Annotated in this window: 9 protein-coding genes; 3 read left to right on the top strand and 6 right to left on the bottom strand. The window is 67.9% G+C overall.

Annotation, left to right across the window (positions count from 1 at the left end):
- The 5 genes from L810_RS30355 to L810_RS30335 form a co-directional block, all read right to left on the bottom strand.
- A partial coding sequence (locus L810_RS30355) for an MFS transporter (RefSeq protein WP_042976751.1) occupies positions 1-685 on the bottom strand: 685 nt, incomplete at its 3' end.
- A complete protein-coding gene (locus L810_RS30350; protein ID WP_021162056.1) occupies positions 682-1,245 on the bottom strand; it encodes an isochorismatase family protein in 564 nt (187 codons plus the stop codon). The genes L810_RS30350 and L810_RS30355, both read right to left, overlap by 4 nt.
- 68 nt (positions 1,246-1,313) lie before the next feature.
- Positions 1,314-1,769: a MarR family winged helix-turn-helix transcriptional regulator gene (locus L810_RS30345; protein WP_021162055.1), complete on the bottom strand. Its 456-nt coding sequence runs from the start codon at positions 1,767-1,769 to the stop codon at positions 1,314-1,316.
- 73 nt (positions 1,770-1,842) lie between these two features.
- Positions 1,843-2,076, bottom strand: a complete 234-nt coding sequence (locus L810_RS30340) for a DUF7661 family protein (RefSeq protein ID WP_021162054.1) — start codon at positions 2,074-2,076, stop codon at positions 1,843-1,845.
- Positions 2,077-2,117: 41 nt separating this feature from the next.
- Positions 2,118-3,200, bottom strand: coding sequence for a serine hydrolase (locus tag L810_RS30335; RefSeq protein ID WP_021162053.1), 1,083 nt, complete (start codon positions 3,198-3,200; stop codon positions 2,118-2,120).
- Positions 3,201-3,430: 230 nt separating this feature from the next.
- Between L810_RS30335 and L810_RS44170 the strand changes: the two genes are divergently transcribed.
- Positions 3,431-4,420, top strand: coding sequence for a hypothetical protein (locus L810_RS44170; RefSeq protein WP_021162052.1), 990 nt, complete (start codon positions 3,431-3,433; stop codon positions 4,418-4,420).
- On the opposite strand, the gene L810_RS30325 is transcribed toward L810_RS44170, so the two are convergent.
- Entirely contained in the window at positions 4,417-4,695 is a 279-nt protein-coding gene (locus tag L810_RS30325) for a hypothetical protein (protein ID WP_042976750.1), read from the bottom strand. The two genes, L810_RS44170 and L810_RS30325, sit on opposite strands and share 4 nt — an antisense overlap.
- Before the next feature lie 51 nt (positions 4,696-4,746).
- Here L810_RS30325 and L810_RS30320 point away from each other — a divergent pair, with 51 nt between their 5' ends.
- Together L810_RS30320 and L810_RS30315 are read left to right on the top strand one after the other, a co-directional pair.
- Positions 4,747-5,622 (top strand): LysR family transcriptional regulator, encoded by an 876-nt coding sequence (locus L810_RS30320; RefSeq protein ID WP_021162050.1) that lies wholly within the window; start codon positions 4,747-4,749, stop codon positions 5,620-5,622.
- A gap of 74 nt (positions 5,623-5,696) precedes the next feature.
- Entirely contained in the window at positions 5,697-5,981 is a 285-nt protein-coding gene (locus tag L810_RS30315; protein ID WP_021162049.1) for a hypothetical protein, read from the top strand.
- The last annotated feature ends 19 nt before the right edge of the window (positions 5,982-6,000 follow it).

Genomic DNA, 6,000 nt, shown 5'->3' with positions numbered 1-6,000 from the left:
CGATGCCGTACAGGAACAGCACGAGCCCCGGCGACAGCAGCGCGAGGCCGACCCAGTCGAGCGTGCGCCGTGGCGCGTCGTTACGGTCGGCGGGCAGGAACCGCGCGGCCAGCGCGAGCGCCAGCACGCCGACGGGCAGGTTCACGAGAAACAGCCAGCGCCACGACGCATGTTGCAGGATCGCGCCGGCCACGACCGGGCCGAGGATCGGCGCGAGCAGCACGGGCACGGCCGCGTAGCCGATCACGCGCGCCATCTGCTGGCCGGCGACACGCGCGATCATCATCTGCGCCATCGGCGCGAGCAGCCCGCCGCTGACCCCTTGCAGCACGCGGAAGGCGATCAGCGACGGCGCGGACCACGCGAGCCCGCACAGGGCCGACGTGAGCGTGAACGCCGAGAAGCACCACAGATACAGCGCCTTCGCGCCGATGCGGTCGACGAGCCAGCCGCTCAGCGGCAACACCAGCGTCAGCGCGAGCAGGTAGCCGCTCGTCACCCACTGGATCGTCGACAGGCTCGCATGCAGGTCGGTCGCGAGGCTCGACAGCGACACGTTGACGATCGTCGCATCGAGCTGAGACAGCAGCGAGCCGAGCGTCGCGACCGTGCTGACTTTCCAGATCGACGGATCGAGCCGGCCGGCCGCGTGGCCCGGCGCCGGCTGGATGCGTGGGTCGCTCACGCGCCGCGCCGATCGAGCAGCGCGACGATGTCCTGCGTCGTGCCCGTTTCGCCGAGGCGCGGGAACAGCCGCTCGACGCTGTTGACGTGAGCGTCCGCCTTGAGGTCGGTCATCGCGTCGATGGCGAGCGTCACGTTGTAGCCGAGCTCGTGCGCCTGTCGCGCGGTCGATTCGACGCCGATGCTCGTCGCGACGCCCGCCAGCACGATCTGCGTGACGCCGGCTGCCTTCAGGTGCGCGTCGAGACCGGTGCCGGTGAAGGCGCCCCAGGTCCGCTTCGTCACGACGTGGTCGCTCGGCTGGCGGTTCAGTTCGGGTACGAGTTCGGTCCAGTCGGCGGGGAGCTGCGCCACGGGCGGCGATTGCTCGGTGCGGCCCGGTGCGCCGCCCGCGACGTTGACCAGCACGACCGGCAGGCCGCGGCTGCGGAAGGCGTCGAGCAGTTCGCGGGCGTGGGCGATCACCGGCTCGACCGGGTGCGCGGTGGGGAGGGCGACGATGCCTTTCTGCAGGTCGATGACGACGAGTGCCGTGTTCGTGTCGAGACGGGTTGCGCTCATGATGGGGGCTCCGTGGAAGGGACGAGGAAAGCCGTGCGCGCGAATGCCGCGGGGCGCGCGGGCCGGGTTCACTGCTCGCCGATGCGGCGGATCAGCGGGATTGCGGCGGCGAGCGTGTCGATGTCTGCGGGGTCGAGCTGCTCGATCGCGGCGCCGAGCCACTTGTGCTTGGCGGCGTTGCGCTTGAGCCGCGCGTCGAGGCCGGCCGCGGTCAGCCGGAACAGGATCTGGCGGCCGTCGGTCGGATGCGGTTCGCGCTCGACGAGACCGTCTTCCTCAAGACTCGCGAGAATCGCCTTCATCGATTGAGGCTTCATCGCTTCGGCGCGCGCGAGATCGGCGGTCGTCATGGGCCCGTGCCGCTGGAGTCGCGCGAGCGCGCTCGTCTGGGACATGCCGAGCCCGTCGGATTCGATCGCGGAGCGGAGCCGGCGGATCAGCTGGCCGACCGCGAGGGTCAGGTCGGCAGCGACGATATCGGCGGAAACGCCGGATTTGCGTGGAGGGTTCATGCGGCGGATCATAGAACACGACAGTTAAACTTGCAAGTTTAACTGTCGAATTGACCGCCGGATCGAGGTACGGCCGGGTGTTCGGTTACGCGCCGCGGAGCGGGACCGGTACGACCTCGTTGTATCTCGGGGTCGCGTTTTCGTGCAGCAGGTCGCCGAGGTATTGCGCGAGTTCGTCGGCGGCGAGCGCGGACGGAATGTGCAGGTTGGCCGCGCGTCGCTTGCCTTCGGTGCCGAGATCGAACACGGCCCAGCGGCCGTCCTTGCGCACGACGGCGAGTAGACGGCCGAAGGCGTTGAAGCGGTATTCGTCCTGCATGGCTGCGCTCCCGTAGGTGAATGCGCCGGCCGCCCGCGCGCTCACTGGATCGAGCAGGACAGCCAGCGATGGATCTTGATGGCATCGCTCGAGACGCCCGCACGCGTCGGTGCGCCGAGCAGCACGACCGTTTCGCGGCGGCCCTTCACACGCATGCGCATCACGACGCCGTGCCCCGACTCGTTGATGAAGCCGGTTTTCTGCAGCCGGATCGGCAGGCGGCGGTAGCGGACGAGCGGGTCGGAATTCACGTACACCAGCTCGCCGTCGCCCGGGCGCACGGTGGTCGACGTATCCGTCGAGAAATAGCGGATCAGCGGGTCCTGCGCCGCCGCGCCGACGAGCTTCGCGAGATCCTCGGCCGTCGACACGTTGTGCGGCGACAGGCCGGTCGGCTCGCGGAAGTGCGTATGGCGCATGCCGAGCCGGCGCGCTTCGCGATTCATCGCGTTGACGAACGCGGCGCGCCCGCCCGGATAGTCGCGGCTCAGCGCAGCGGCCGCGCGGTTTTCCGACGACATCAGCGCGATATGGAACATCTCGCGGCGCGACAGTTCCGAGCCCACCTGCAGGCGCGACCCGGTGAACTTGATCGTGTCGCGGTCGCGCGCGGTGACGCGCAGCACGCCGTTCAGCGGACGGTCGGCGTCACGCGCGACGACGGCCGTCATCAGCTTCGAGATCGACGCGATCGGCCGCACCGTGCGTGCGTTGCGCGCCAGCAGCGGCGTGCCGGAGTCGACGTCGAGCACGTAGGCCGCACGTGAATGCAGGGTATTGACCGCGCGCGGGGAGTAGCCGCAGCTTGCCATCAGGCGCGGTTTCGCAGCGGCCGGGCGCGGGCGGACGGCGTTCGTGCGCTTCGCGCGGCGATGCGGGGCCGGGGCGGCGTGACGCTTGATCGTCTGATGCTTCGCACTCGGGCGACGATGCTTGACCGCCTTGTGCTTGCGGTGGGGTTTCTTCTTGACGGCTTTCTTGTGCGGGTGCGCGTGGGCCTGCGCGGTGCGATGCGGCTGCACGCGCTGCGCGGACACGTTCGCGGCGAACGCGAGCAGCAGGAACGAGAGGGCGAGGATCAGCGTGGTCCGGGCGCGAGGCACGCGCGCGATGAGGCCGGTCAAGCGAAAGTCTCCTTTCCACGCGCGAGGTGGCGGCGCGGAATGCATGGGCGGTCAGCGGGTGCGGGAAATTATAAGGTCGTTCGCGAGATGATGACGATAGCGGTTGGCCGTCCGCGCGCTGTTTTGCCGGCTGCCGCCGCGGTGTGCCGCGTTTTGCGTCGATATGTCGCGCCGGCGTGACAAACGATGGTACGGCCGGCAAGATGGCGAGCTCATCGTCAGGAGAACCCATGTCACGCCAACCGCACGCGCTGCCCGTGCTGCCGCTTGCATCGATCGACAGCCTGTCCGCGACAGGTGAACTCGTTGCCTTCAACGTCGGCGCGGACGATGCGTTGTACATGGCATTTGCACTGGAACCGCTCGATGACCGCACACGCTCCGACGGCGCTTCGTTCGCGATCACGACACCCTCGGATGCGCAGCGCTATCGCTTGATTGTGTGGCGGGACGGCGAAACACTGCTCGATCTCGTCGTCGACAACGAACCGTTCGATATTCACGAGATCCAGCCGGTGGGAGACGATCTGCTGGTGGTCTGCTGTCGATCCTCTTATCGCGGGCCGGACGATTTCGACCTGAACGGCCGCCTCTATCGCCGCGACGGCACGCGTTGCGGAGAAATACTGCTGGGCGACGGCATCCAGTCCGTGCAGGTCACGGGCACGGGAGAGATCTGGACGTCCTATTTCGACGAAGGTGTCTTCGGCAATTTCGGCTGGGAGGCGCCGGTCGGGGCGCCCGGACTGGTCGCCTGGAGCCGGCGCGGCGAGCTGCTGCATGCGTTCTCGCCGCCCGACGGGCTGGGCCCGATCGACGACTGTTATGCGCTCAACGTTCAAGGGGACCACGACGTCTGGCTGTATTACTACAGCGAATTCGCGCTCGTCCACTTGCGCGACCGGCAGCCTGTTGCGTCATGGCGTGTTCCGGTCAAGGGCAGTCACGCGTTCGCGGTGATGGAAGACCAAGCGCAGCACGGTGAATGCGTGGCGCTGTTGTGCGGGGCATACGGCGATCGCGACGTATTGCAGCTCGTGCGTCTGGGCACCGATGGCCAGGTACGGGTGGTACGCGCGTATCGCATGCTGAATGGTGGCTCGGCGCCGGTGGGCGTGGCACGCGCGGTCGGCCGTGGTCGTGCGCTGTACGTTGTCGGCACGGACGGCAATGTGTATCGGATCGACATGACGGGGCTTTGCGCGGCCGATACCGCTTAACGCGGCCAGTTCCGCCGCGACACGACCGCGAAACTGATCGCGATCGACCCCGTTACCACGCGCGGCGGCGCGTCGTCGAGCGCATCGCCGAAGCGAAAACGGCGGCTGCGTCCGTCGCTGCGTTCGGCACGACGTTTCGGCGCACGCGTATCGGCCGCGGCGGTGCGTTCGTTCGCGACGGCCGTATCGCACGGCTGGTCGGCCACGCAGTCGGCGGCATGATCGAGGGGCATGACAGTCGGTTCCGGGAAGGGCATGCCCGTATTGAACGTCATTGCATTCGATCGGTAAAATGAATGTTTCAATCGTTACGATTCCTTTTAAGAATGGAATTGAAACTGCTGCGTACGTTTCTGACCGTCACCGAGCTGTGCCATTTCAGCCGCGCGGCCGATGCGCTGCACATGAGCCAGCCGGCACTGAGCAAGCAGATCGGCGCGCTGGAGGCGAGCCTCGGCGGCAAGCTGTTCGAGCGCGGGCGGCATGGCGCGGAACTGACGCCGTTCGGCGAGCGTTTCCTGCCCGACGCGCAGGCGCTCGTGCGCGATGCCGACGAGATCCTCGCGCGCGCACGGGAGGCGACCAGCGGGCAGCGCGGGCATCTGCGGCTCGGCATTTGCCTGTCGGTGCTGACGATCGTGCCGAAGCGGGTCGCGGAGTTTCGTCGCCGCAATCCGGGCATTGCGGTCACGTTGAGCGACCTGTCGTCGTCCGAGCAGACACGCCGGCTGCGCGCGGGCAAGCTCGATGCCGGGTTTCTGCGCCTGCCGTCCGACGAAGGTTTGTCGTCGTTCAAGGTGATCGACGAGGGGCTCGCGCTGGCGGTGCCGCCGCATCTCGGCTTCAAGCGCGTGCCGGCCGATCTCGACGTGCTCAACGAGATCGGCTTCATCGCGCTGCAGCGTGCGCGGGGCCCGGGGCTCGCCGCGCAGATCGATCGATGGTGCGTCGAGCGCCGCTTCGTGCCGCACGTGACGCAGCAGGCCGAGGACGTGCAGTCGGTGCTGACGTCGGTCGCGGCCGGTGTCGGCGTCGCATTCATCCCGTCGCGCGCGCAGTACCTGCTGCGCGATGCGACAGTGCTGCCGCTCGATGGCCGGGATGCAAAGTGGCGCGTCGGGCTTGCGTGGCGGTCGGATCGCGACGATCCCGTGACCACGCGCTTCGTGTCGTTCATGCGTGCCGCGATCAAGGACGCCTGACGGACGAAGCGATATAGTCTCCGCAATCGGCGCTGAATGCGCGAATGAATACCTGTCTGCTACGGACCGAATCGATGACCTCAGAATCCGACGAATCCCCGCTCGATCCCGCACTCGTCGCGACGCTCGCAACGCTGAACGACGCCGCGAGCGATCCGGCCGGCAAGACCTGGTCGCTGCCGAAGATCGCGAAACGCGCGCAATTGCCGATGAGCACGCTGCGCCGCGTGCTGACGCAGCTCGACGCCGCGGGCCTGAGTGCGACGACGCTGAACGAAGACGGCACCGGCAGCGCCGCGCTGACCGATGAAGGGCGCGCCGTGTGCGCGCAACTGTTCGGTGCGAACGACGCGCAATGAAAAACGGGCCGCTGGAAGC

The organism is Burkholderia sp. AU4i (genome assembly GCF_000466765.1).
Classification (GTDB): domain Bacteria; phylum Pseudomonadota; class Gammaproteobacteria; order Burkholderiales; family Burkholderiaceae; genus Burkholderia; species Burkholderia cepacia.
The sequence above is the reverse complement of the archived record's forward strand: the minus strand, read 5'-3'. Positions and strand labels throughout refer to the sequence as shown.

What these genes read in the sequence shown, in the direction of transcription:
- L810_RS30325 (WP_042976750.1), bottom strand. Translation starts at nt 4,695, where the DNA reads ATGACGTTCAATACGGGCATGCCCTTCCCGGAACCGACTGTCATGCCC.
- L810_RS30350 (WP_021162056.1), bottom strand. Translation starts at nt 1,245, where the DNA reads ATGAGCGCAACCCGTCTCGACACGAACACGGCACTCGTCGTCATCGAC.
- L810_RS30340 (WP_021162054.1), bottom strand. Translation starts at nt 2,076, where the DNA reads ATGCAGGACGAATACCGCTTCAACGCCTTCGGCCGTCTACTCGCCGTC.
- L810_RS30315 (WP_021162049.1), top strand. Translation starts at nt 5,697, where the DNA reads ATGACCTCAGAATCCGACGAATCCCCGCTCGATCCCGCACTCGTCGCG.
- L810_RS30345 (WP_021162055.1), bottom strand. Translation starts at nt 1,769, where the DNA reads ATGATCCGCCGCATGAACCCTCCACGCAAATCCGGCGTTTCCGCCGAT.
- L810_RS30320 (WP_021162050.1), top strand. Translation starts at nt 4,747, where the DNA reads ATGGAATTGAAACTGCTGCGTACGTTTCTGACCGTCACCGAGCTGTGC.
- L810_RS44170 (WP_021162052.1), top strand. Translation starts at nt 3,431, where the DNA reads ATGTCACGCCAACCGCACGCGCTGCCCGTGCTGCCGCTTGCATCGATC.